At 64.0% G+C, this 23584-nt stretch carries 22 protein-coding genes; 21 read left to right on the top strand and 1 reads right to left on the bottom strand.

Going from position 1 to position 23584, the window contains the following annotated elements:
• Window positions 1-14: 14 nt before the first annotated feature.
• Genes rpmH through mnmE form a run of 4 tightly spaced genes read left to right on the top strand, consistent with a single transcriptional unit; the run spans window position 15 to window position 3642 of the window.
• Window positions 15-149 (top strand): 50S ribosomal protein L34, encoded by a 135-nt coding sequence (gene rpmH / locus H6935_10790; GenBank protein ID MCP5278830.1) that lies wholly within the window; start codon window positions 15-17, stop codon window positions 147-149.
• A gap of 2 nt (window positions 150-151) precedes the next feature.
• Entirely contained in the window at window positions 152-607 is a 456-nt protein-coding gene (gene rnpA / locus H6935_10785; protein ID MCP5278829.1) for a ribonuclease P protein component, read from the top strand.
• Window positions 608-612: 5 nt separating this feature from the next.
• On the top strand, window positions 613-2271 hold the full coding sequence (gene yidC, locus H6935_10780) for a membrane protein insertase YidC (protein ID MCP5278828.1): 1659 nt from the start codon (window positions 613-615) through the stop codon (window positions 2269-2271).
• Between the two features lie 33 nt (window positions 2272-2304).
• Window positions 2305-3642 carry a tRNA uridine-5-carboxymethylaminomethyl(34) synthesis GTPase MnmE gene (mnmE, locus tag H6935_10775; GenBank protein ID MCP5278827.1) on the top strand — a complete coding sequence of 446 codons (1338 nt, stop codon included), beginning with the start codon at window positions 2305-2307 and terminating at the stop codon, window positions 3640-3642.
• A gap of 2 nt (window positions 3643-3644) precedes the next feature.
• On the opposite strand, the gene H6935_10770 is transcribed toward mnmE, so the two are convergent.
• Window positions 3645-3998: a hypothetical protein gene (locus tag H6935_10770; protein ID MCP5278826.1), complete on the bottom strand. Its 354-nt coding sequence runs from the start codon at window positions 3996-3998 to the stop codon at window positions 3645-3647.
• Window positions 3999-4154: 156 nt separating this feature from the next.
• Between H6935_10770 and H6935_10765 the strand changes: the two genes are divergently transcribed.
• From H6935_10765 to glmS, 17 genes are all read left to right on the top strand, one after another.
• Window positions 4155-5936, top strand: a complete 1782-nt coding sequence (locus H6935_10765) for an ABC transporter ATP-binding protein (GenBank protein ID MCP5278825.1) — start codon at window positions 4155-4157, stop codon at window positions 5934-5936.
• A gap of 126 nt (window positions 5937-6062) precedes the next feature.
• Window positions 6063-8858, top strand: coding sequence for a phosphoenolpyruvate carboxylase (gene ppc / locus H6935_10760; protein MCP5278824.1), 2796 nt, complete (start codon window positions 6063-6065; stop codon window positions 8856-8858).
• Between the two features lie 87 nt (window positions 8859-8945).
• The gene (mnmG, locus tag H6935_10755) at window positions 8946-10853 is read left to right on the top strand and encodes a tRNA uridine-5-carboxymethylaminomethyl(34) synthesis enzyme MnmG (protein ID MCP5278823.1); all 1908 of its coding nucleotides are present in this window, start codon (window positions 8946-8948) and stop codon (window positions 10851-10853) included.
• Window positions 10853-11473, top strand: a complete 621-nt coding sequence (gene rsmG / locus H6935_10750) for a 16S rRNA (guanine(527)-N(7))-methyltransferase RsmG (GenBank protein MCP5278822.1) — start codon at window positions 10853-10855, stop codon at window positions 11471-11473. The genes mnmG and rsmG overlap by 1 nt, the downstream gene beginning before the upstream one ends.
• A 2-nt stretch (window positions 11474-11475) precedes the next feature.
• Window positions 11476-12267, top strand: coding sequence for a ParA family protein (locus H6935_10745; GenBank protein ID MCP5278821.1), 792 nt, complete (start codon window positions 11476-11478; stop codon window positions 12265-12267).
• Window positions 12260-13096, top strand: coding sequence for a ParB/RepB/Spo0J family partition protein (locus tag H6935_10740; protein ID MCP5278820.1), 837 nt, complete (start codon window positions 12260-12262; stop codon window positions 13094-13096). Before H6935_10745 ends, H6935_10740 begins: the two co-directional genes overlap by 8 nt.
• 82 nt (window positions 13097-13178) lie before the next feature.
• Window positions 13179-13541, top strand: coding sequence for an ATP synthase subunit I (locus H6935_10735; GenBank protein ID MCP5278819.1), 363 nt, complete (start codon window positions 13179-13181; stop codon window positions 13539-13541).
• Window positions 13542-13554: 13 nt separating this feature from the next.
• Entirely contained in the window at window positions 13555-14433 is an 879-nt protein-coding gene (gene atpB, locus H6935_10730; GenBank protein MCP5278818.1) for a F0F1 ATP synthase subunit A, read from the top strand.
• A 40-nt stretch (window positions 14434-14473) separates the two neighbouring features.
• Window positions 14474-14713: a F0F1 ATP synthase subunit C gene (atpE, locus tag H6935_10725; GenBank protein ID MCP5278817.1), complete on the top strand. Its 240-nt coding sequence runs from the start codon at window positions 14474-14476 to the stop codon at window positions 14711-14713.
• A gap of 46 nt (window positions 14714-14759) precedes the next feature.
• On the top strand, window positions 14760-15230 hold the full coding sequence (locus H6935_10720) for a F0F1 ATP synthase subunit B (GenBank protein MCP5278816.1): 471 nt from the start codon (window positions 14760-14762) through the stop codon (window positions 15228-15230).
• A gap of 17 nt (window positions 15231-15247) precedes the next feature.
• Entirely contained in the window at window positions 15248-15781 is a 534-nt protein-coding gene (locus H6935_10715; protein ID MCP5278815.1) for a F0F1 ATP synthase subunit delta, read from the top strand.
• A 19-nt stretch (window positions 15782-15800) separates the two neighbouring features.
• Entirely contained in the window at window positions 15801-17342 is a 1542-nt protein-coding gene (locus H6935_10710) for a F0F1 ATP synthase subunit alpha (GenBank protein ID MCP5278814.1), read from the top strand.
• Window positions 17343-17355: 13 nt separating this feature from the next.
• Window positions 17356-18222, top strand: a complete 867-nt coding sequence (gene atpG / locus H6935_10705) for a F0F1 ATP synthase subunit gamma (GenBank protein ID MCP5278813.1) — start codon at window positions 17356-17358, stop codon at window positions 18220-18222.
• Between the two features lie 43 nt (window positions 18223-18265).
• On the top strand, window positions 18266-19645 hold the full coding sequence (atpD, locus tag H6935_10700; protein ID MCP5278812.1) for a F0F1 ATP synthase subunit beta: 1380 nt from the start codon (window positions 18266-18268) through the stop codon (window positions 19643-19645).
• A 93-nt stretch (window positions 19646-19738) separates the two neighbouring features.
• Complete coding sequence (locus tag H6935_10695) at window positions 19739-20164, top strand: F0F1 ATP synthase subunit epsilon (protein ID MCP5278811.1); 426 nt, start codon at window positions 19739-19741, stop codon at window positions 20162-20164.
• A gap of 121 nt (window positions 20165-20285) precedes the next feature.
• The gene (gene glmU, locus H6935_10690) at window positions 20286-21680 is read left to right on the top strand and encodes a bifunctional UDP-N-acetylglucosamine diphosphorylase/glucosamine-1-phosphate N-acetyltransferase GlmU (GenBank protein ID MCP5278810.1); all 1395 of its coding nucleotides are present in this window, start codon (window positions 20286-20288) and stop codon (window positions 21678-21680) included.
• A 73-nt stretch (window positions 21681-21753) separates the two neighbouring features.
• Window positions 21754-23580 (top strand): glutamine--fructose-6-phosphate transaminase (isomerizing), encoded by a 1827-nt coding sequence (glmS, locus tag H6935_10685; protein MCP5278809.1) that lies wholly within the window; start codon window positions 21754-21756, stop codon window positions 23578-23580.
• The last annotated feature ends 4 nt before the right edge of the window (window positions 23581-23584 follow it).

Below are 23584 nucleotides of genomic sequence, written 5' to 3'. Positions count from 1 at the left end.
TCTGAGGTTCCGTCATGAAACGTACTTACCAGCCCTCCGTCGTCCGCCGCAAGCGCACCCATGGTTTTCGCGCACGTATGAGCACCAAGGGCGGCCGGGCCGTGATCAACGCCCGTCGCGCCAAAGGCCGCAAGCGTCTGGCTGTCTGAGGTTGGCTGTCGAGCCGGAATGTAACGGGCTTCCTGCTCGTGCCGGCGGAATCCAGCATGGCCTGGACGTGGCGGATAGACATTTCGGGTGGCATAAGAAACTGCGCATAACGGATGATTTTTCATCCGTTTTTAATTTCCGCTGCAGCCATCGGGGCCGCCTGCTGGATGTCAGTGCCGGACCGAATACGCTTGAACATCCACGCTTGGGCATGATCGTGCCGAAGAAACTCCTGTCCACCGCGGTGGCTCGCAACCGCGTCAAGCGCTTGTTGCGGGAGTGGTTCCGACAAAATCAGGAAAACCTGGCGGGTTTGGATATCATTGCCCGCCTCAAGCGGAATTCCGGCGCCAATGTCCTGGATGAAACCGTCCTGAGGCAAGATTTTCTCGCCGGCCTTGCCGCTTGTCTGACCTGCGTCATGAGCCGCAGGTCTGCCCCTAACGACACCGTTTAGCATTCATGGATACCCAGCGCATCATTGCCTTCATCGTGCTCTCCTTCTCCCTGCTGTTGTTGTGGGAGAACTGGCAGGAATACAACAATCCCAAGCCGGCAGTGAGCGCAGCTGCGCCCGCGGTCCAAGGCCAGGCCAATGACGTGCCCACGGTGCCCGGCAAGACCCTGGGCACCAGTTCAGGCGGCCAGGTTGAAGCGGGCCAGTCCCAGCGGGGCGAGCGTGCCAGGGTGGTAACGGACCTCCTGACGGCGGATATCGATGCCAACGGCGGTGACATCCGCTCCCTGCTCCTGACCCACTACCGCCAGGACGACAACGCCAGCCTGCCCCTGCACCTGTTCGAGGAGCGTGCTGAGCGCAATTATTTTGCCCAGGCCGGCTTCATTGGCGGCCAGCTACCCACGCACAAGACCCAGTACAAGCTGTCGCCCGGAGAATACCGGCTCCAGGATGGCCAAAACGAGCTGAAGGTGGTCCTAACGGCCGACCTCAACGGCGTGCAGGTGGAACGCACCTATACCTTCCACCGGGGCAGCTACGTGGTGGATGTGGCCAACCGCATCGTCAACCACGGTGCCGCCCCCGTGACCGGTGAGCCCTACTACCAGTTCCTTCGACATGGCAATGCGCCAGAAGGCGAATCGGCTTTCATCTACACTTACACCGGTCCGGCCATCTATACCGAGGAAGGCAAGTTCCAGAAGGCCAGCTTCGAGGATATTTCCAAGGGCAAGCAGGACCATGTGAAGCAGGCCAAGGATGGCTGGATGGCCATCGTGCAGCACCACTTCTTCGCTGCTTGGCTTAGCCCGGACCCGGCCGACAAGGCAGAGCGAGCCTTCTACACTCGCTCCCTGGACAATGGCCAGTACACCGCAGGGGTCATCAGGCCGGCTGTGACGGTGAATCCGGGGGAAGAGAAGACCGTTTCCATGCGCCTGTACGCTGGCCCCCAGGAACTGGAGAAGATAAAGGAACTGTCCCCCGGCCTGGACCTGGTGGTGGACTATGGCTGGCTCACCATCATCGCCTATCCCATCTTCGTGGCGCTGAGCTGGCTGCACAAGCTGGTGCAGAACTGGGGCGTGGCCATCATCCTGCTCACCGTGCTCATCAAGCTGGCCTTCTACCCCCTGTCTGCAGCCAGCTACAAGTCCATGGCCAAGATGCGCAAGCTGGCGCCCCGCTTGCAGCACCTGAAGGAACGCTACGGCGACGACCGCCAGAAGTTGCATGAGCAGATGATGAAGATCTACCAGGAGGAGAAGATCAACCCCCTGGGAGGCTGCCTGCCCATCCTCATCCAGATTCCGGTGTTCATCGCCCTCTACTGGGCACTGCTCGGTGCCGTTGAACTGCGCCAGGCCCCCTTTGCCTTGTGGATCACCGACCTGTCCAAGCCTGATCCCTACTACGTGTTGCCCATCGTCATGGCCATCACTTCGTACATCCAGGTGAAGCTGTCGCCTTCATCCCCGGACCCGGTGCAGCAGAAGGTGATGATGGCCATGCCCCTCGTCTTCTCGGTGATGTTCATCTTTTTCCCCGCCGGCCTGGTGTTGTACTGGCTGGTGAACAACGTGCTGTCTATCCTGCAGCAATGGCGCATCAACAAGGTGGTTGAGAGCGCAGGCAAGGCAGCCAACGATAGTAAGCACTAACCACAAAGCGGGGACGGCGGGCCCGTACCAGGCATGACCCTGCCTCCTGCCGAGACCATCGCCGCCATCGCCACGGCCCCGGGCAGGGGCGGCATAGGTGTGGTCCGGGTGTCGGGTCCCAAGCCCGAGGCCTTCATGCAGGGCCTGCTGGGCCGCACCCTCCAGCCCCGTCATGCCCACCGTGCCCGGTTCCTGGACGCCCGGGGCGAGGTGCTGGATGACGGCATCGCCCTGTGGTTCCCCGCCCCCCACTCCTTCACCGGCGAGCATGTGCTGGAATTCCAGGGCCACGGCGGTCCCGTCGTGCTCCAGGCGGTGCTGGAGCGCTGTCTGGAAATAGGTGCGCGGCTGGCAGCGCCGGGTGAATTCAGCCGCCGGGCCTTCCTCAACGGCAAGCTGGACCTGGCCCAGGCCGAGGCCATTGCAGACTTGATAGATGCCGGTAGCCGCCAGGCGGCCCGTTCCGCCCTGCGGGCCCTGGAAGGGGAGTTTTCCCGCCGCGTCACGGAACTGAAGGATGCCCTGGTGCAGTTGCGCATGTTGGTGGAAGCCACCCTGGATTTCCCCGAGGAGGACATCGATTTCCTTGAACAGGCGGATGCCTGGGGCCGGCTGGAGGCCATTTCGGAGCAGTTGAAGTCAGTACTCGCTTCCACCAAACAGGGCGTTCTTCTAAGGGATGGCCTCAACGTGGTGCTGGTCGGCCAGCCCAACGTGGGCAAGTCCAGCCTGCTCAACCAGCTGGCCGGCTTCGAGGCTGCCATCGTCACCGACGTGGCGGGTACAACCCGGGACACCCTGCGGGAAGCCATCCAGATCGAAGGCGTACCCCTGCACATCATCGACACCGCCGGGTTACGGGAAACGGTGGATAAAGTTGAGCGCCTGGGCATCGAGCGCACCTGGGCGGCGGTGGACAGGGCGGATATGGCCTTGCTGCTGATCGATGCCCAGCACGGCGTGGGTGCTGCAGAGGCGGCAATCCTGGCGCGCCTGCCAGAAATTCCCGTGCTGACGGTACATAACAAGATCGACCAGACCGGTGAATCCCCGCGGCTGGGCGCCGATGGCCAGGAAATATGGCTGTCGGCCAAGCTGGGCCTTGGCATGGATGTGCTGCGGCAGCGCCTGCTGGAACTGGCGGGCTGGCAGCAAAGCGGTGAGGGCGTCTATACAGCCCGGGCGCGACACCTGGAAGCCCTGAACCGGGCCCAGGGCCATTTGCGGAGTGCTCGGGAAGCAGGCAGACAACTGGAGTTCTTCGCCGAGGAACTGCGCCTGGCCCAGGAGGCCCTGGGTGAAATCACCGGAGAATTCACGGCCGATGACCTGCTGGGCGTGATCTTCGGCCAGTTCTGTATCGGAAAGTAGTGCTAAATCAGGATCCAGGAACCGGACGTGCCACAACGGCGGAACTCGGCCTCGTTGGTGGCCGCGAAGGAAAAGACGTCAGGCCTCTGGAAATCCTCCACGACCCCGATGTGATGCATGTGCCAGAGCATGCCTGACAAGAACATGAGTTCGTCCAGCACGTCTTCAGGAAAACCCTGACGCCCACCCCGGTTGTCGATGAGAAGGCTGTCCATGTACAGGGAAATCTGGGTGGTGTGCCAAAGGGCTGTCAATTCCCGGGCGATATGGGGAAACCGGGCCTCTATGGCAGAGCGGGACTTGTCCGCAGGCACCGGGACAGGCATGGGTTTGAGCTGGCTGATCTGGTCCCACATGATGAGAACCTCAATAATGGTTTAACCTTTACTTGCAATTGCCATGCCTGTGGACAAACCATGTATTGACTTAATATTCAATGACTTGGAATTTACCCCGCAGTGGAGCCAGGAATAAAAAGCCCCAGAATTGACAGAAGTGACGATAAATCGACGATGACTTACGAATCCACCCTGACCTGGCATGACATCCTGGAGGAGTTGGGACCCCACAGGAAAACCCTGGTCAAGGGCAACCTGATCGCCCTGCTGGCGGTGGCCTGCGCCGTGCCCGTGCCGCTGTTCCTCCCGGTGCTGGTGGATGAGGTCCTGCTGCACAGTCCCGGCGGCTTCATGGCCTACTTCGGACCCTGGTTCCCCCAGACCTGGCATGGACCCGTGCTGTTTGTATCCATCGCCCTGGTGCTGACGGTGGGCCTGCGCCTGGCCTCCATCCTGCTCAATGTCTGGCAGACCAGGACCTTCTCCCTGATCTCGAAGGAGGTGGTGTACCGCATCCGCGCCCGCATGCTGCAACGCCTTTCCGGCATTGCACTGTCCGAGTACGAGACCCTGGGTTCCGGAAGGGTCACGTCCCATTTCGTCACGGACCTGAATGCCGTGGACAGCTTCCTGGGTTCGTCCATCTCCGGTTTCATCGTGGCAACCCTCTCCCTGGTGGGGGTGGCCGGGGTGCTGGTATGGATGCATTGGCAGCTGGCCCTGTTCATCCTGCTCCTGAACCCGCTGGTCATTGCCTTCTCCTCCCGCCTGGGCAAGAAGGTGAAGGAACTGAAGAAGCGGGAAAACGCCGCCTTCGAGGTGTTCCAGGAGGCCCTCACGGAAACCCTGGATGCCCTCAACCAGATCCGGGCCATGAACAGGGAGCGCCATTACCTGGCCCGGGTGGCCGGCAAGGCCGCGAATATCCGCCAGCATGCTGCGGCCTATGCGTGGAAGTCGGATGCCATGAACCGGGTGTCGTTCTTCATCTTTCTCACCGGCTTCGACGTCTTCCGGGCCGTGGCCATGCTCATGGTGGTTTTTTCCGACCTGACCATCGGCGAGATGCTGGCCGTGTTCAGCTACCTGTGGTTCATGATGTCGCCGGTGCAGGAGATCCTGAACATCCAGTATGCCTGGTACGCCGCCAACGGGGCCCTGGGCCGCATCAACGGACTCCTGGCTCTGAAGCCTGCCGAGGCAACCCATGCCCTGGAGGATCCCTTCGCGTCGCGGGCAACGGTAGGGGTGAAGCTGGAAACGGCCACCTTCTCCTATGGCGATGGCGAGGCGGTGCTGGACGGCGTGGACCTGGACATCGCCCCGGGGGAAAAGGTCGCCCTGGTAGGGGCGTCGGGGGGCGGCAAGTCCACACTGGTCCAGGCCTTGCTGGGTCTTTATCCCCTGCGCGCGGGGGCCATACGGTACGGCGGCGAGGACGTGAGGAACATCGGCTGGGACCGCATCCGCGATCACGTGGGCGTGGTGCTGCAGCATCCCGTGCTGTTCAATGCCACGGTGCGCGAGAACCTGACCATGGGCCGTCCCGTGACGGACGAGGACATGTGGCAGGCCCTGGAGATAGCCCAGCTGCACGGGTTCGTCGCGGATCTTCCGCAGCAACTGGACAGCATGGTGGGCAAGAACGGCGTGCGCCTGTCCGGAGGGCAACGCCAGCGCCTGGCCATCGCCCGCATGGTGCTGGGGCGGCCCCAGGTGGTGATCCTGGACGAGGCCACCTCGGCGCTGGATAGCGATACCGAGCGCCGACTCCATGGCGCGTTGTCGGCCTTCCTCGCCGGCCGCACCACCCTCATCATTGCCCACCGCCTCTCGGCGGTGCGCCAGGCCGACCGTATCCTGGTGTTCGAAAATGGACGCATCGTCGAGGAAGGAGACCACGACAGCCTGATGCGCCAGGGCGGCCTGTATCACAAGCTCTACGCCCACGCATAGGTGGTCGCCGGTGTTGTTTCACGTGAAACCCGCCGGCACATACCCACCTACCCATGAGGCGAATACCCCGGCTGGGCAGGGGTTGGGATAATCTCGGGCGATTGAAATGGTTTTAGAGGTTCGCGCATGATCGCCCTGCCCCAGGACAAGGCCCAGCAACGTCGCGTTCGCCAACTGGTGCTGTTGCTCAACCGCGTGCTGAAAAGGCAGATGGCGCCTTCCACCTATGCGGCCCTGAAGGCGTTGCGCCTGGGTTTCTCCGCCCTGCGCCAGGAGGACGATCCCGCCGAGCGTGAGTCACTCATGGCTCGCATCGACAGGCTCACTCCCGAGTCCCTTTCCCAGATCGTCCGGGCCTACAACATCTACTTCGGTCTGGTGAACCTGGCAGAAGAAAGCCACCAGCTCTCCGCAAGGCGCAGGGCAGTGCGTGGCGGGCGCCATATGTGGAAGGGCTCCTTCCACGACATCCTCATGGCCCTCAAGGAGGATGGGGTGGAAATGGAGGATCTGGCTCCCCTGCTTGCGAAGCTGCGCTTCATGCCGGTCATCACCGCCCATCCCTCCGAGGCCAAGCGCCGCACGATCAAGGGTGCCCTGCGGCACCTGTTCCTGAGCCTGGAAACCCTGGACGATCCCCGGGTGACGGGCATGTACAAGGATGAGGCCCTGGCCCAGATCTCCAACCAGATCCAGGTCTTGTGGAAGACCGACGAGGTGCGCACCAACAAGCTGGAGGTGCGGGACGAGATCCGGGAGGGACTGTCATATTTTCCCCAGTCCCTGTTCCAATCCTCGGTGGCCGTGTACCGGAATTTCCGCAGGGCCCTGCGGGACACTTACGGCGAGGCGGGCAGGAGCATCGAGACGCCGGCCTTTCTGCGCTTCGGCTCCTGGATCGGCGGCGACCGGGACGGCCACCCGGGGGTGACCGCGGAAGTGACGGCCCTGGCTTGGCGCATGCAGGCCCGAACGGCCTACCAGGAATACATCCACAGGGTGGAGCAGCTCTCGGGGCAGTTGTCCTATTCCCTGCGTCTGTGCAAGCCCACGCCGGAGTTCATGGAGACGCTGGAGGGGGACAACGCGGAATACGGAACGGCGTTCCAGCACTGGCCCCATCGCTATACCCAGGAACCTTACCGTCGCAAGCTGGCCATAGTCCGCCATCGTCTTATGCGCAACCTTGAGCTGGTACAGCGGGCAATCGAGGGCCAGGACATCAGCTACGAGACACCTGGCTACAACAGTGCGGAAGGCTTCCTGGATGACCTGCTCCAGGTCAGCGACTCACTGCGCAGCCATGGCGACGAGGATGTGGCGAACCGCGAGCTGCAAGACCTGATCATGCTGGTACGTACCTTCGGCTTTCACTTGCTGCAACTGGACGTGCGTCAGGAGTCAGGGCGCCACACCGAGGCGGTGGCGGACGTGCTGCGCCAAAGCTGGGGCGTTGACTACGCCGTCCTGGACGAGGCAGCCCGCCTCCAGCTCCTGCAGGAGGCCATTACCCAGTCCGGGGCCATGCATGTGGACGCCGCGTCCCTGTCGGCGGATACCCAGGAGTGCCTGAAGGTCATGCGTGTCATCGCCCAGATGCAGCGCAGCCTGGGCAAGCTGTGCTTTGGCCGTTACGTCATCTCCATGACCCATTCCGCCTCCCACATACTGGAGGTGATGTTCCTGGCCGCGCTTTCGGGTCTGGCGGGGCGCATGATGGGGCGATGGTATTGCCACCTCGGTGTAAGTCCCCTGTTCGAGACCATCGACGATCTGCATCGCTCGGAAGAGGTGCTGGCCACCCTGTTCCGCCTGCCGGTCTACCGGGGTCTGCTGGAGGCCTACCACGAAGGCCAGGAAGTGATGCTGGGGTATTCGGACTCCTGCAAGGATGGTGGCATCCTGGCCTCCTCCTGGGGCCTTTACGAAGCCCAGAAGCGCATCACCGCCCTGTCCGAGGCGGAAGGTATTCCCTGCCGCCTGTTCCATGGCCGGGGCGGCACCATCGGCCGTGGCGGGGGTCCCACCCACGACGCCATCCTGGCCCAGCCCCCCGCCACGGTGCGCGGCGAGATCAAGTTCACCGAGCAGGGCGAGATGCTGTTCTACAAATACAACAACATGGAGACGGCTACCTACGAGCTCACCATGGGGGTCAGCGGCCTGATCAAGGCCAGTGCCCACATGCTGCGGCCCGTGGCGCCGGACCGGGCCGAATATCTGGGCATCATGGACGAGATCGCCCGGGTGGGCGAAGACCACTACCGCCAGCTCACGGAGCGCACCGAGGGTTTCCTGGACTACTTCTACGAGGCCACGCCCGTGCGCGAGATCGGCCTCATGAACATCGGCTCCCGTCCCTCCCACCGCAAGGCGGGGGACCGGTCCAAGGGCTCGGTGCGTGCCATCTCCTGGGTCTTCGCCTGGGGCCAGTCACGCCATGCCATCCCTGCCTGGTTCGGCATCGGCGCGGCGCTGGCCGCCTGGCGCAATGCGGACCCGGTGCGCCTGGCCAAACTTCAGGTGATGTACCGGGGGTGGCCTTTCTTCCGCACCCTGCTGTCCAATGCGCAGATGGCACTGGCCAAGACGGACCTGGGCATCGCCGGGGAGTATGCCGAGTTGTGTGAGGACGAGGCCGTGGCAAAGCAGGTGTTCGAGCTCATTCACACGGAGTTCGGGCGAGCCAGGAGCGAGATCCTCGCGGCCGCCGATAGCCGCTCCCTGCTGCAGGAGAACCCAGCCCTGGCCATATCCCTGGCCAGCCGCAACGAGTACCTGGATCCCCTCAACTCCATCCAGGTTGCCCTGCTGCGCCGGATACGGGAACTGCCCGCCGAGGAGCAGGCCGGTAGTCCCTGGATGGAGCCCCTGCTCAGGTCCATCAACGCCATCGCCGCAGGGATGCGCAACACCGGTTAAGAGGCCGTTTACCCTGTTTCACGTGAAACCTGCGCCGGGGGGTTCTACAATGCGCCCCCTTGGCAAGTTGTTTGGGGCCTGAATTTCATGATTTTCCCGGAGGTCTTCGATGTGATCGTGGTGGGTGGTGGCCATGCCGGCACCGAGGCTGCCCTGGCGCCCGCGCGCATGGGCCTCAGGACCCTGCTGCTCACCCACAACATCGAGACCCTGGGAGCCATGTCCTGCAATCCATCCATTGGCGGGATCGGCAAGGGGCATCTGGTGAAGGAGGTGGACGCCCTGGGCGGAGCCATGGCCCTCACCACGGACGAGGCAGGCATCCAGTTCCGCATCCTCAATGCCTCCAAGGGGCCGGCGGTGCGTGCCACCCGGGCCCAGGCGGACCGGGCACTCTACAAGCAGGCCATCCGCGGCCGCCTGGAGAACCAACCCAACCTCACCTTGTTCCAGCAGGCCGTGGATGACCTGGTCCTGGAGGGGGATGCCGTGGCCGGGGTGCGCACCCAGCTGGGCATCACCTTCAGGGCAAGGTCCGTGGTGCTGACCACGGGCACCTTCCTGGCTGGCCTGATCCATGTGGGCCTGGAAAACTTCCAGGCCGGACGCATGGGTGATCCGCCTTCCGTATCGCTTGCTTCCAGGCTGCGGGAGCTGAACCTGCCCGTAGGCCGGCTCAAGACCGGCACGCCGCCCCGCATCGACGGCCGCAGCATCGATTACACGGTGATGACGGAGCAGCCCGGCGACGACCCCGCGCCGGTGTTTTCGTTCATGGGCCGGCGGGACATGCACCCCCGCCAGCTACCCTGCTGGATCGCCCAGACCAATGCACGGACCCACGAGATCATCCTGGCTGGACTGGACCGATCGCCCCTGTACACTGGCGTGATTGAAGGCGTGGGCCCCCGTTATTGCCCCTCCATCGAAGACAAGATCCACCGTTTCGCCGACAAGGCCAGCCACAACGTTTTCCTGGAGCCGGAGGGCCTGCATACCCACGAGATCTATCCCAACGGCATCTCCACCAGTCTGCCCTTCGACGTTCAGCTGGACCTGGTGCGATCCATCCGGGGCCTGGAGCAGGCCCATATCCTGCGGCCCGGCTACGCCATCGAATACGACTACTACGACCCCCGGGGCCTGAAACCCAGCCTGGAGACCAAGGCCATCCAGGGCTTGTTCTTCGCCGGCCAGATCAACGGCACCACGGGCTACGAGGAGGCCGCGGCCCAGGGCCTGCTTGCGGGTCTGAACGCGGGCCTCTTCGTTGAGGATAAGGATGCCTGGTGGCCCCGCCGGGACCAGGCCTACCTGGGCGTCATGGTGGACGACCTCACCGCCCGGGGCGTGCTGGAGCCCTACCGCATGTTCACCAGCCGGGCGGAGTATCGGCTGTCGCTGCGGGAGGACAACGCCGATGCCCGCCTCACTGAAAAGGGCCGGGAGCTGGGCCTGGTGGACGACGGGCGCTGGGCCCGTTTCCAGAGAAAACAGGAGGCGGTGGCGCTGGAAACCCAGCGCCTCAAGTCCACCTGGATCAATCCGTCGCTCTTGCCGCCGGAACAGGCTGAAGCTGTGCTGGGCAAGGCCATCGAGCGGGAATACAACCTGTTCGAACTACTGCGCCGACCGGAAGTGGATTATGCGGATGTCGTCACCCTGCCCGGCGGCAGTCCCGGTCTGGAGGACGAGGAGGCCCGGGAACAGGTGGAGATCGCCGCCAAGTATGCCGGCTATGTAGCCCGCCAGCAGGAAGAGGTGGAACGGCAACGGGCCCTGGAAGATCAGCCTTTGCCCGAGGATTTCGACTACATGTCCCTGGGTAGTCTGTCCATCGAGGTACGGCAAAAGCTGAATGCGGCCCGGCCGGCCACCCTGGGGCAGGCCTCCCGGGTCTCCGGTGTGACGCCGGCGGCCGTATCCGTGCTCATGGTTTACCTGAAACGGGGCGAACTGATGCAGAAAAGCGCCATGAAGAAGACCGCGGCATGATGCACCTGGCCGGACACCTGACCGAGGCCATCGCCGCCATGGGCCTGTCCCTGGACCCCGGGCAAGAAGTGGCTCTGCTGGATTACATGGCCCTGCTGGAAAAATGGAACCGCACCTACAACCTTACCGCCATCCATGACCCCGAGCGCATGCTGACCCACCATCTCCTCGACAGCCTGGCCGTGCTGCCCCACATCGGTCCGGGCCCCCTGCTGGACGTGGGCAGCGGTGGCGGCTTGCCGGGCATTCCCCTGGCCATCGCCAGGCCGGATCTGGAGGTGACCCTGCTGGACACCAGCCAGAAGAAATGCAGCTTCATGCAACAGGCCGCCATTGAACTGAAGTTGCCCCAGGTGCGCGTGGAGCATGCCCGGGTGGAGGCGTTTCGCCGGGAGGGGCAGTTTCCCCAGATCGTGTCCAGGGCCTTCAGCGAGCTGCGGGAGTTCGTGGCCCTGACCCGGCACCTGTTGGCGCCCGGCGGCGAGTGGCTGGCCATGAAGGGCCTCTACCCCAACGAGGAAATCGCGCATCTCAAGGGCGCCCGCTTGAAGCGGGATACCAGGCTGCACGTGCCGGGCCTGGAAGCGGATCGACACCTCATTGTTATGGAAGCGGAATGAACATGACGCGCATCCTGGCGGTCACCAATCAGAAAGGCGGGGTGGGAAAGACCACTTCGGCTGTTAACCTGGCGGCCTCCCTGGCCCATCTGGGCAAGCGAGTCCTGCTCATCGACATGGACCCCCAGGGAAATGCCACCACCGGCAGCGGCGTGGACAAGCAGAAGCTGGCCTTTACGGTCTATCACCTGCTGCTGCGGGAAGCCTCCTTCGCCAAGGTGCGCGTGAAATCCGCCACGGGAGACTACGATGTGCTGCCCGCCAACCGGGATATGGCCGGTGCGGAGGTGGAACTGGTCCAGGCGGACGAGCGGGAATTCCGCCTCAGGCAGGCCCTGGAACAGGAGTCGCCACAGTATGACTTCATCCTCATCGACTGTCCCCCCGCCCTCAATCTGCTGACGGTGAATGCCCTGTCAGCCGCCCATGCGGTCATCATCCCCATGCAGTGCGAGTATTTCGCCATCGAGGGCCTGGCGGACCTGGTAAACACGGTGAAGAAGATCAAGACCCGCCTGAATCCGAGCCTGGTCATCGATGGCGTGGTGCGGGTGATGTTCGACAATCGCAACACCCTGGCCCAGCACGTGTCGGACCAGCTCAAGGCCCACTTCGGCGCCAAGGTGTTCGACACCGTGGTGCCCCGCAACGTGCGCCTGGCAGAGGCCCCCAGCCACGGCTTGTCCGCGTTGCACTATGACAAGGGCTCAAAAGGCGCCCAGGCCTATCTGCAGATGGCCCAGGAATTGATCGAGAAACAGGAAGCAACAGCAGGAGGGAACCGGCATGGCTAAGTTGAAGGGATTGGGGCGCGGTCTGGATGCCCTGTTGGGCGAAGGCGAAACCGCCGAGGGCGAGCGCCTGCTGACCCTGCCCGTGGAAAGCCTTGTGCCGGGCAAGTACCAGCCCCGCACCCGCATGGACACCGAGGCCCTGGCGGAACTGGCTGAATCCATCCGCTCCCAGGGACTGATGCAGCCGATCCTGGCCCGGGCCATTCCCGGGGGTCGCTACGAGATCATCGCCGGTGAAAGGCGCTGGCGGGCCAGCCAGCTCGCGGGGTTGAAGCAGGTGTCAGTCCTGGTGCGCGAAGTGCCGGACGAAGCAGCCCTTAAGATGGCCCTGATAGAGAACATCCAGCGGGAGAACCTGAACCCCCTGGAAGAAGCCCAGGGGTTGCACCGCCTCATCCAGGAATTCAGCATGACCCACCAGACCGCCGCCGAGTCCGTTGGGCGATCCCGGGTGGCGGTAACCAACCTGCTGCGCCTGCTGCAACTGGCCAAGCCGGTCCAGTCCCTGCTCATGGGGGGCGACCTGGACATGGGTCACGCCCGCGCCCTTCTCCCCCTGACCCACGCCAAGCAGGTGGACGCCGCCCACGAAATAGCCAGACGTGGCCTGTCCGTGCGGGAAGCGGAACGCCTGGCCACCCGCATGCTGAAGCCTGCCGCCAGCGCGCCGGTGCAGCGGGACCGGGACGTGGTCCGCCTGGAAGAGGAATTGTCGGAGCGACTGGCGGCCAGCGTGCATATCAGCGCCAACCGCAAGGGCTCCGGCCGACTGACCATCGAGTTCACAGATCTGGAACAACTGGACGGCATACTGGGCCGGATCAATTGAAGACCTGCTGTCAATAGGCCTAATTCATCAAAGCCTTTGATGATTGCATTAGCCTCTCTAATTGAAATATAATTATCCGCTAATGTTTTTAGCCTTGTCGGTCCAGGGCGTAGTCGTCGTGCTTGGCGCGCTGGCGGGCTGGTGGATCTGGGGCTTGCGGTTCTGGCCGGTGTTGTACGGTGGCATGATCGCGATGGCGAATGCAGGGCTGTTGACTTGGCGTTGGCACAGGGGCTTGCGGGACTTCCACTGTGATGGCAGGAAGCACCTGGGCAGTTTCCACCGTTCCTTGATGGAACGGTTTTTTGTTGTCGTGATGTTGTTGGCGGCGGGATTCGCCTACGGCCTCTTGGAGCCTGGTTTCCAGCCGTTGGCCGTCTTGATTGGGTTTGTGGTGGGGCAGCTGGCGTGGGTAATCGCGTTGGCCGCCCTGAAAACTGAATAACAGGTTACGAGCTATGTCCGCGGAAGCGCACTCCTCGACGGAATACATCAAGCACCACCTGCAGAACCTGACCTATGGTCAGTTGCCCGCTGGTTATCAGCGCGCCGATGGCGAAGTCCTCCAGCAATCCACCTGGACCCTGGCTCATTCCCCGCAGGAAGCCAAGGACATGGGCTTCATGGGCATCAACCTGGACACCATGGGTTTCTCCATCATTTTGGGTGCCCTCTTTCTCTTCTTCTTCCGCATGGCCGCGAAAACCGCGGTGACCGGCATTCCCGGCGGACTGCAGAATTTCGTGGAGTGGGTGGTGGAATTCGTGGATTCCAGCGTGAAGGGTTCCTTCACTGCCCGTAATCCCATGGTGGCTCCCCTGGCCCTGACCATCTTCATCTGGATCTTCCTGATGAACCTGATGGACCTGCTGCCCATCGACTGGCTGCCTGGCCTGGCTGGCGCCCTGGGCCTTCCCTATATGAAAGTGGTGGCCTCCACCGACCCCAACGCCACCTTCGGCATGTCCCTCACCGTGTTCGCCCTGGTGCTTTACTACAGCGTCAAGATGAAGGGCGTGGGCGGCTTCCTGGGCGAGCTCACCCTGCAGCCCTTCGGTAAGTGGGGCATGCCCGCCAACCTGCTGCTGGAAGGCGTCAACCTCATCGCCAAGCCCGTCTCCCTGGCCTTGCGACTCTTCGGCAACATGTATGCCGGCGAGATGATCTTCATCCTGATCGCCATCATGTTCTCCGGCGGTGCCGTGCTGGCGCTGACGGGCGGTGTGCTGCAATGGGCGTGGGCCGTGTTCCACATACTGATCATCACCCTGCAGGCTTTTATCTTCATGACGCTGACCATCGTCTATCTGGACATGGCGCATCAGGAACACCATTGATTTTCGATTTCTGAATTTGAATTGTCTCTAGGAGAAAACCATGACTGAAGTTCAAGCTCTGTTGTTCATCGCCGGCGCCATCATGATGGGTCTGGGTGCCCTGGGTGCTTCCGTGGGCATCGGCATCCTTGGTGGCCGTTTCCTGGAAGGCGCCGCACGCCAGCCCGAACTGATCCCCATGCTGCGTACCCAGTTCTTCATCGTAATGGGTCTGGTCGACGCCGTGCCGATGATCGCCGTGGGTCTGGCCATGTACGTACTCTTCGCGGTTGCCGCCTAATCCGCGCTTCATTGCGCACTAGCATCAACCTGCGAGAGGACCGGTCATGAACATGAATTTGACCCTGATCGGGCAGTCCATCACTTTTGCTGTCTTCGTGTGGTTCTGCATGAAGTTTGTGTGGCCGCCCATCGTCAATGCGCTGGAAGCCCGCAAGAAGCAGATCGCCGATGGCCTGGCCGCCGCCGACCGTGGCAAGCATGAGCTGGAACTGGCCGCCAAGCGTGCCAGCGAGAGCCTGCATGAAGCCAAGCAGAAATCCGCCGAGATCATCGCCCAGGCAGAGAAGCGGGCCACCCAGATGATCGAGGAGGCCAAGAACGACGCCAAGGAAGAAGGCGAACGCATGATCGCCGCCGCCAAGGCCGAGATCGAGCAGGAAAGCCACCGTGCACGGGAAGCCCTGCGTGGTGACGTCGCTGCCCTGGTGGTGGCTGGCGCCGGCAGGATCCTGCGCCGCGAGGTGAACCCCCAGGCCCATGCGGACCTGCTGGAAGCCATCAAGAACGAGCTGTGAGCGGGGCCTGAAGAGACATGGAACGCGCGACCCTAGCCCGACCCTACGCCGAGGCCCTCGCCAAGCTGGCGGCCGAAGCCAATGCCTGGGGCCCCTGGTCAGAGCGCCTGACCTTGCTGACCGCTGTGGCAGGCGACGAGCAAATCCAGGCCCTGGCCGGCAATCCCGCCGTGGACAGCGACCGGGTGGCCGATGTGGTGCTGGCCGTGTGCGGCGAGCAACTGGGCGCCGATGGCGGCAACCTGGTGCGACTCCTGGCCGAGAACAAGCGGCTGGTCCTGGCAAGTGAGATCGCCGCCCAGTTCCAGGCCCTGAAGGCGGCCCAGGAAGGCGAGCTCAATGCCCACGTCACCAGTGCCTACGAGCTGACTGCGGCCCAGATGGCAGGTCTGGTGGAGAAACTGGAAATCAAATTTGGACGCAAGATCAAGGCCACCCAGTCCACGGACGCCGAACTCGTCGGCGGCGTGATAATCCAGGTGGGCGACGAAGTGATGGACGCGTCGGTGCGCGGTGGGCTCGAGGCCCTCGGCGTCACCCTGAAGGCTTGAATAGAGAATCGGAGTAGCTATGCAACTCAACCCGTCAGAAATCAGCGAGCTGATCAAGAACCGGATCCAGAACATGGAGTCCGGCTCCGAGCTGCGCACCCAGGGGACCGTGGTCTCCGTCACCGACGGCATCGTCCGTGTCCACGGCCTGGCCGATGTGATGCAGGGCGAAATGCTGGAATTCCCCGGCAACACCATGGGCATGGCCCTTAACCTGGAGCGGGACTCCGTGGGCGCCGTGGTGCTGGGCGAATACGAACATATCTCCGAAGGTGACACGGTCAAGTGCACCGGCCGCATCCTGGAAGTGCCAGTGGGCGAAGCCCTGCTGGGCCGCGTGGTGAACGCCCTGGGTCAGCCCATCGACGGCAAGGGCCCCGCCGCCACCAGGGAGACCTCTCCCATCGAGAAGATCGCCCCCGGCGTCATCGCCCGCCAGTCCGTGGCCCAACCCATGCAGACCGGCCTCAAGTCCGTGGACGCCATGGTGCCCATCGGCCGCGGCCAGCGGGAATTGATCATCGGCGACCGCCAGACCGGCAAGACCGCCGTGGCCATCGACACCATCATCAACCAGAAGGGCACCGGCATCCTGTGCATCTACGTGGCGGTGGGCCAGAAGGCCTCCTCCATAGCCAACGTGGTGCGCAAGCTGGAAGAACACGGCGCCATGGACCACACCATCGTCGTGGCCGCCACCTCCTCCGACCCGGCCGCCATGCAGTTCATCGCCCCCTACGCCGGCTGCACCATGGGCGAGTACTTCCGCGACACCGGCCGCGACGCCCTGATCGTCTATGACGACTTGACCAAGCAGGCCTGGGCCTACCGTCAGATTTCCCTGCTTCTGCGCCGTCCCCCGGGCCGCGAGGCCTACCCCGGCGACGTGTTCTATCTGCACTCCCGCCTGCTGGAGCGCTCCGCCCGCGTGAATGCCGACTACGTGGAGAAGCTGACCAACGGCGCCGTGAAGGGCCAGACCGGTTCCCTCACCGCCCTGCCCATCATCGAGACCCAGGCCGGCGACGTGTCCGCCTTCGTGCCCACCAACGTGATCTCCATCACCGACGGCCAGATCTTCCTGGAATCCGACCTGTTCAACGCCGGCATCCGACCCGCCATCAACGCCGGCCTGTCCGTGTCCCGCGTCGGCGGCGCGGCCCAGACCAAGGTCATCAAGAAGCTGGGCGGCGGTATCCGCCTGGCCCTGGCCCAGTACCGCGAGCTGGCCGCCTTCGCCCAGTTCGCCTCCGACCTGGACGAAGCCACCCGCAAGCAGCTGGAACGCGGCAAGATGGTTACGGAACTGATGAAGCAGTTCCAGTACACCCCCATGAACGTGGCGGAGATGGCCGTGACCCTGTTCGCCGTCAACCGTGGCTACATGGATGACGTGGATGTGAAGCGCGCCCTGGCCTTCGAGGCCGCCCTGCAATCCTTCATCAAGGGCAAGTACGCCGCCATGATGGAAAAGATCCAGGGCACCGGCGACCTGGACGGCGAGGCCGAGAAGCAGCTCTCCGCCGCCATCGAGGACTTCAAGGCCTCCGCCGCCTACTGATCAGGACTGAACGATGGCCGCCGGAAAAGAAATCCGCACCAAGATCAAGAGCGTTGAAAACACGCGCAAGATCACCCGCGCCATGGAGATGGTTGCCGCCGCCAAGATGCGCAAGGCCCAGGAGCGCATGAAGCATGCGCGGCCCTATGCCGAGAAGATCGCCCGCATGGCGGCCCACTTCAGCCAGGCCCATCCCGAGTACAGGCACCCCTTCGTGGTGCCCCGGGAACAAGTCAAGCGCGTGGGCCTCATCCTGGTGACCACCGACAAGGGCCTCTGCGGCGGCCTCAACACCAACGCCCTGCGCCTGGCCTTGGGCAAACTCAAGGCCTGGGACGAGCAGAAGGTGGAAGCGGACGTATGCGTCGTGGGCAACAAGGGTTTCGGCTTCGTGCAGCGCCTGGGTGCCAACATCGCCTCCCAAGTCACCGGGCTGGGTGACACCCCCCACATGGAACGCCTCATCGGCCCCGTGCAGGTGATGCTGGACGCCTACAAGGAAGGCCGCATCGACGCCCTGTACCTGATCTACAGCCGCTTCGTCTCCACCATGAAGCAGGAGCCCGCCTTCAAGCAGCTGGTGCCCCTGTCGGGCGAGGAGGCCATGGAGAAGGCAGAGCACCATTGGGACTACATCTACGAGCCCGAGGCCAAGTCCGTGGTGGACAGCCTCATGGTGCGCTACATCGAGGCCCTGATCTACCAGGCCGTGGCCGAGAACATGGCCTGCGAGCAGTCCGCCCGCATGGTGGCCATGAAAGCGGCCTCCGACAACGCCAAGAACGTCATCGGCGAGCTGAAGCTGGTCTACAACAAGACCCGCCAGGCCGCCATCACCCAAGAGATTAGCGAGATCGTCGCCGGCGCCGCCGCCGTGTGAGTCTCCACGCAACGAATTCGATATCAGAGACTAGGAAACAACCATGACCGAAGGAAAAATCGTTCAGATCATCGGTGCGGTGGTGGACATGGAGTTCCCCCGCGGGTCCATGCCCAGGGTCTACGACGCCATCACCATGGACGAGCCCAAGCTCACCTTCGAGGTGCAGCAGCAGCTGGGTGACGGCGTGGTGCGCACCATCGCCATGGGGTCCACCGACGGCCTGCGTCGCGGCGCCGCGGTGAAGAACAGCGGCAGCCCCATCTCCGTGCCCGTGGGCCAGGCCACCCTGGGCCGCATCATGGACGTGCTGGGCGATCCCGTGGACGAGGCCGGCCCCGTGGAAGCCGAGACACGCATGCCCATCCACCGCAAGGCCCCGGCCTATGCCGACCAGGCCGCCTCGGTGGAGATCCTGGAGACCGGCATCAAGGTGATCGACCTGGTAATGCCCATCGCCAAGGGCGGCAAGGTGGGCCTGTTCGGCGGCGCCGGCGTGGGCAAGACCGTGACCCTGATGGAACTCATCCGCAACATTGCCGTGGAACACAGCGGATTCTCCGTGTTCGCCGGCGTGGGCGAGCGTACCCGCGAGGGCAACGACTTCTACCACGAGATGAAGGAAGGCGGCGTGCTGGACAAGGTGTCCCTGGTCTACGGCCAGATGAACGAGCCCCCGGGCAACCGTCTGCGCGTGGCCCTGACCGGCCTGACCATGGCCGAGTACTTTCGTGACGAAGGCCGCGACGTGCTGTTCTTCGTGGACAACATCTACCGCTACACCCTGGCCGGTACCGAAGTGTCCGCCCTGCTGGGCCGCATGCCCTCCGCCGTGGGTTACCAGCCCACCCTGGCCTCCGAGATGGGCGCCCTGCAGGAACGCATCACCTCCACCCGCACCGGCTCCATCACCTCCTTCCAGGCCGTGTACGTGCCCGCCGACGACCTGACCGATCCGTCTCCGGCCACCACCTTCGCCCACCTGGACGCCACCCTGGTGCTGTCCCGACAGGTGGCCGAACTTGGCATCTACCCCGCCGTGGACCCCCTGGATTCCACATCCCGGATCCTGGACCCCCTGGTGGTGGGCGAGGAGCACTATGGCGTGGCCCGTTCCGTGCAGGCCACCCTGCAGCGTTACAAGGAACTGCGCGACATCATCGCCATCCTGGGCATGGACGAACTTTCTCCCGAGGACAAGCTGGCCGTGGCCCGTGCCCGCAAGATCCAGCGCTACCTGTCCCAGCCCTTCTTCGTGGCAGAGGCCTTTACCGGCGCCCAGGGCAAGTACGTGTCCCTCAAGGACACCATCTCCGCATTCAAGGCCATCGTCGCCGGCGAATACGACCACCTGCCCGAGCAGGCCTTCTACATGGTGGGCACCATCGACGAGGCCGTGGAAAAGGCCAAGACGCTTCAGTAAACCTAGTGAAATGTGAAGTGTGAAAAGTGAAAGGGTAAATACCCTGGAGCCACCCCCCACATTTCACGTTTCACGTTTCACAGGATTAACACCATGGCCATGACCATTCATGTCGACATCGTCAGCGCCGAGGCCGCCATCTACTCCGGCCTGGCCGAGTACGTGATCGTGCCGGCGGAAATGGGCGAGGTGGGCATCTATCCCCGCCACACCCCCCTGCTTTCCCGCCTGAAGCCCGGTTCCGTGCGCATCAAGCAGCCGGACAAGGCTGAAGAGGACGTGATCTACGTGTCCAGCGGCATGCTTGAAGTGCAGCCCGGCGTCATCACCATCCTGTCCGACACCGCCATCCGCGGCGCGGATCTGGACGAGGCCAGGGCCCTGGACGCCAAGCGCATGGCCGAGGAAGCCATGAAGGACCGCGGCGCCGCCATGGACTACGCCCGTGCCCAGGCCGAGCTGGCCGAGGCCGTGGCCCAGCTGGCCGCCATCCAGAAACTGCGAAAGATCAAGCACTGATCCCGGCAAACACACCGGAAAACGGCAGCCAAAAGGCTGCCGTTTTCTTTTACGGCACTGCATCACGGCCCCGAAGGCTCTTATACTTACGCCGCAAACAACCGCCCCTCGTGCCGCCGCCATGACCGCACCTCTCAACGTCATCATCCTCGCCGCCGGCAAGGGCACGCGGATGAAGTCCGACCTGCCCAAAGTCCTGCATCCCCTGGCAGGCAAGCCCCTACTCTCCCACGTGCTGTCCGCCGCCGACAGCCTGGCACCGGAACGCATCTGCGTGGTCTACGGCCACGGTGGCGAAACCCTGCCCCAGGCCATCGGCCCGCTTTTTCCGGACCTCGAGCTGGCCTGGGCGCGGCAGGAACCCCAACTGGGCACCGGCCATGCCGTGCAGCAGGCCGTTCCCCACCTGAACCCGGAGGCCAACGCCCTCATCCTCTACGGCGACGTGCCCCTCACCCGGCCCGAGACATTGCGGGAGATGGTGATGATCGCCCGGGGCGGCGCCATCGCCCTGCTCACCGTTCGCCTGAGCAACCCGGCGGGATACGGCCGCATCGTGCGCAATGCCCGGGGCCAGGTGGAACGCATCGTGGAGCATAAGGACGCCAGCCCGGAAGAACTGGCCATCAACGAGGTGAACACCGGCATCCTGGCCCTGCCCGCCGGCAAGCTGGCCGGCTGGCTGGCCAGGCTCACCAACCAGAACGCCCAGGGGGAGTACTACCTCACGGATGTCATCGGCATGGCCGCCGCCGAAGGTGAGAACGTCATCCCCTGCCATCCCGCCGCCGAGTGGGAAGTGCTGGGCATCAACAGCCGCCAGCAGCTGGCGGAATTGGAGCGCACCCACCAGCGCAACATCGCCGAGGCCCTCATGACCCAGGGCGTCACCCTCATCGACCCCGCCCGCCTGGACGTGCGGGGCAGCCTGGTATGCGGCCGGGACGTACTCATCGACGTCAACTGTGTGTTTGAAGGCCTAGTAACTCTGGGGGATGGCGCGAAAGTGGGCGCTAACTGCGTGCTCAAGGACGTGGACGTGGGCCCCGGCGTGGAGATCAAGCCCTTCTGCCATATGGAGTCCGCCAAACTGGGGGCCCGGGCCCTCATCGGCCCCTATGCGCGCATCCGCCCGGGGACGGAGCTGGCGGAGGAAGTCCACGTGGGCAACTTCGTCGAACTCAAGAACGCCCAGGTGGGCTTCAACAGCAAGATCAATCACCTGTCCTACGTGGGCGATGCCACCGTGGGCCGCAAGGTGAACATCGGCGCCGGCACCATCACCTGCAACTACGACGGCGCCAACAAGCACCGCACCATCATCGAGGACGAGGCCTTCATCGGCTCCGACACCCAGCTGGTGGCGCCGGTGATCGTGGGCAGGGGCGCCACCCTGGGGGCGGGCACCACCCTCACCCGGGATGCCCCGGCGGGGGAGCTCACCCTTTCCCGCGTCAAGCAACAAACCCTTCCCGGCTGGCAGCGGCCGAAAAAACCGGGAAAGGGGAATGGGTGATGGGAAATGCGATACAGGTTGTTGCGCTCTTCCCCATCCCCCATTCCCCATCCCCCATCACCGGAGGTTAAACATGTGCGGCATCGTCGGCGCCATCGCCCAACGGGACGTGGTCCCCATCCTGCTGGAAGGCCTGCAGCGGCTTGAGTATCGCGGCTACGATTCCGCCGGCCTGGCGGTGCGGGGCGATGACGGGGCCATGCGCCGCATCCGTTCCGTGGGCAAGGTCTCCCGCCTGAAGGAAATGGTGGGTGTGAGCCCGGTACCGGGCCACCTGGGCATCGCCCACACCCGCTGGGCCACCCACGGCATGCCTGCCGAGCGCAACGCCCACCCCCACATGAGCGGCGAGAAGGTGGCCGTGGTGCACAACGGCATCATCGAAAACCACGCCGAATTGCGGCAGGAACTCTCCGCCCAGGGCTTCAGTTTCACCTCCGAGACGGACACCGAGGTCATCGCCCATCTGCTGGCCCATATTCTTGAATCCACGCCGGACCTGCTGGCCGCCGTGCAGGAAGCAGTCAAGCGCCTGGTGGGGGCCTATGGGCTGGCGGTCTCCACCCCGGACGATCCCGATCGCCTGGTGGTGGCCCGCTCCGGCAGCCCCCTGGTCATCGGCCTGGGACTGGGGGAAAACTTCATCGCCTCCGACGTGTTTGCCCTGCTGCCCGTGACCCAGCGCTTCATCTTCCTGGAGGAAGGCGACATCGCCGAGGTCACCCGGGACGGGGTGCGGGTGTTCGACGCGGAAGGCAACCCGGTGGAACGGCCCGAGCGACTGTCCCAGATTTCCGCCTCCACCGCGGAGAAGGGTCCCTACGCCCACTACATGCTCAAGGAAATCTTCGAGCAGCCCGCCGTCATCGCCGAGACCCTGGAAGGCCGCATCCACAAGGGCCGCCTGCTGGAAGAAAGCTTCGGCCACAAGGCCCAGGAGTTGTTCAAGGTCACCCAGGGCGTGCACATCATCGCCTGCGGCACCAGCTACCACGCCGGCCTGGTGGCCAAGTACTGGCTGGAAGAAGCCGGCGTGCCCTGCCACGTGGAAGTGGCCAGCGAGTACCGCTACCGCAAGGTGGTGGTCCCCCCCGGCACCCTGTTCCTGTCCATCTCCCAGTCCGGCGAGACGGCGGACACCCTGGCCGCCCTGCGGGGCGCCAAGAAGGCCGGCTACGTGGGGTCCATGACCATCTGCAACGTGCCCGAGTCCTCCCTCACGCGGGAATCCGACGTGGCCCTCATGACCCGGGCCGGCCCGGAGATCGGCGTGGCCTCCACCAAGGCCTTCACCACCCAGCTGACCGCCCTGCGCCTGCTGACCCTGGCCCTGGCCCGGCGCCGGGGCATGACGCCGGAACGGGAGGAGGAACTGGTCAACGAGCTCCACGCCCTGCCCCGCCAGGTGGAAGTGGTGCTGGAGCTCTCCGACGCCATCAAGGGCATGTCCGAGGCGTTCACCGACAAGGTCCACGCCCTGTTCCTGGGACGGGGCCCCTTCTACCCCATCGCCCTGGAAGGCGCCCTGAAGCTGAAGGAGATTTCCTACATCCATGCCGAGGCCTACCCGGCGGGCGAGCTGAAGCACGGCCCCCTGGCCCTGGTGGATGCCACCATGCCCGTGGTCTGCGCCCTGCCCAACGACCCTTTGCTGGACAAGGTGCTGTCCAACCTCCAGGAAGTGCGGGCCCGGGGCGGCGAGCTGTTCCTGTTTTCCGACCACAACGTGAAGATCGAGCTGGACCGCTTCCAGAACCTCACCCTGGCGGACATCTTTCCCAGCACCGCGCCCATCGTCTACAGCGTCCCCCTGCAGCTGCTGGCCTACCACGTGGCCGTGCTCAAGGGCACCGACGTGGATCAGCCCCGCAACCTCGCCAAATCTGTCACCGTGGAATAGAAAG

This window comes from Thiobacillus sp. (genome assembly GCA_024235835.1).
Classification (GTDB): domain Bacteria; phylum Pseudomonadota; class Gammaproteobacteria; order Burkholderiales; family Thiobacillaceae; genus PFJX01.
Note: the sequence above shows the minus strand (reverse complement) of the source record. Positions and strands in the feature narration are given on the sequence as shown.

What these genes read in the sequence shown, in the direction of transcription:
- rpmH (MCP5278830.1), top strand. Translation starts at nt 15, where the DNA reads ATGAAACGTACTTACCAGCCCTCCGTCGTCCGCCGCAAGCGCACCCAT.
- yidC (MCP5278828.1), top strand. Translation starts at nt 613, where the DNA reads ATGGATACCCAGCGCATCATTGCCTTCATCGTGCTCTCCTTCTCCCTG.
- mnmE (MCP5278827.1), top strand. Translation starts at nt 2,305, where the DNA reads ATGACCCTGCCTCCTGCCGAGACCATCGCCGCCATCGCCACGGCCCCG.
- H6935_10770 (MCP5278826.1), bottom strand. Translation starts at nt 3,998, where the DNA reads ATGTGGGACCAGATCAGCCAGCTCAAACCCATGCCTGTCCCGGTGCCT.
- H6935_10765 (MCP5278825.1), top strand. Translation starts at nt 4,155, where the DNA reads ATGACTTACGAATCCACCCTGACCTGGCATGACATCCTGGAGGAGTTG.
- ppc (MCP5278824.1), top strand. Translation starts at nt 6,063, where the DNA reads ATGATCGCCCTGCCCCAGGACAAGGCCCAGCAACGTCGCGTTCGCCAA.
- mnmG (MCP5278823.1), top strand. Translation starts at nt 8,946, where the DNA reads ATGATTTTCCCGGAGGTCTTCGATGTGATCGTGGTGGGTGGTGGCCAT.
- rsmG (MCP5278822.1), top strand. Translation starts at nt 10,853, where the DNA reads ATGCACCTGGCCGGACACCTGACCGAGGCCATCGCCGCCATGGGCCTG.
- H6935_10745 (MCP5278821.1), top strand. Translation starts at nt 11,476, where the DNA reads ATGACGCGCATCCTGGCGGTCACCAATCAGAAAGGCGGGGTGGGAAAG.
- H6935_10740 (MCP5278820.1), top strand. Translation starts at nt 12,260, where the DNA reads ATGGCTAAGTTGAAGGGATTGGGGCGCGGTCTGGATGCCCTGTTGGGC.
- H6935_10735 (MCP5278819.1), top strand. Translation starts at nt 13,179, where the DNA reads ATGTTTTTAGCCTTGTCGGTCCAGGGCGTAGTCGTCGTGCTTGGCGCG.
- atpB (MCP5278818.1), top strand. Translation starts at nt 13,555, where the DNA reads ATGTCCGCGGAAGCGCACTCCTCGACGGAATACATCAAGCACCACCTG.
- atpE (MCP5278817.1), top strand. Translation starts at nt 14,474, where the DNA reads ATGACTGAAGTTCAAGCTCTGTTGTTCATCGCCGGCGCCATCATGATG.
- H6935_10720 (MCP5278816.1), top strand. Translation starts at nt 14,760, where the DNA reads ATGAACATGAATTTGACCCTGATCGGGCAGTCCATCACTTTTGCTGTC.
- H6935_10715 (MCP5278815.1), top strand. Translation starts at nt 15,248, where the DNA reads ATGGAACGCGCGACCCTAGCCCGACCCTACGCCGAGGCCCTCGCCAAG.
- H6935_10710 (MCP5278814.1), top strand. Translation starts at nt 15,801, where the DNA reads ATGCAACTCAACCCGTCAGAAATCAGCGAGCTGATCAAGAACCGGATC.
- atpG (MCP5278813.1), top strand. Translation starts at nt 17,356, where the DNA reads ATGGCCGCCGGAAAAGAAATCCGCACCAAGATCAAGAGCGTTGAAAAC.
- atpD (MCP5278812.1), top strand. Translation starts at nt 18,266, where the DNA reads ATGACCGAAGGAAAAATCGTTCAGATCATCGGTGCGGTGGTGGACATG.
- H6935_10695 (MCP5278811.1), top strand. Translation starts at nt 19,739, where the DNA reads ATGGCCATGACCATTCATGTCGACATCGTCAGCGCCGAGGCCGCCATC.
- glmU (MCP5278810.1), top strand. Translation starts at nt 20,286, where the DNA reads ATGACCGCACCTCTCAACGTCATCATCCTCGCCGCCGGCAAGGGCACG.
- glmS (MCP5278809.1), top strand. Translation starts at nt 21,754, where the DNA reads ATGTGCGGCATCGTCGGCGCCATCGCCCAACGGGACGTGGTCCCCATC.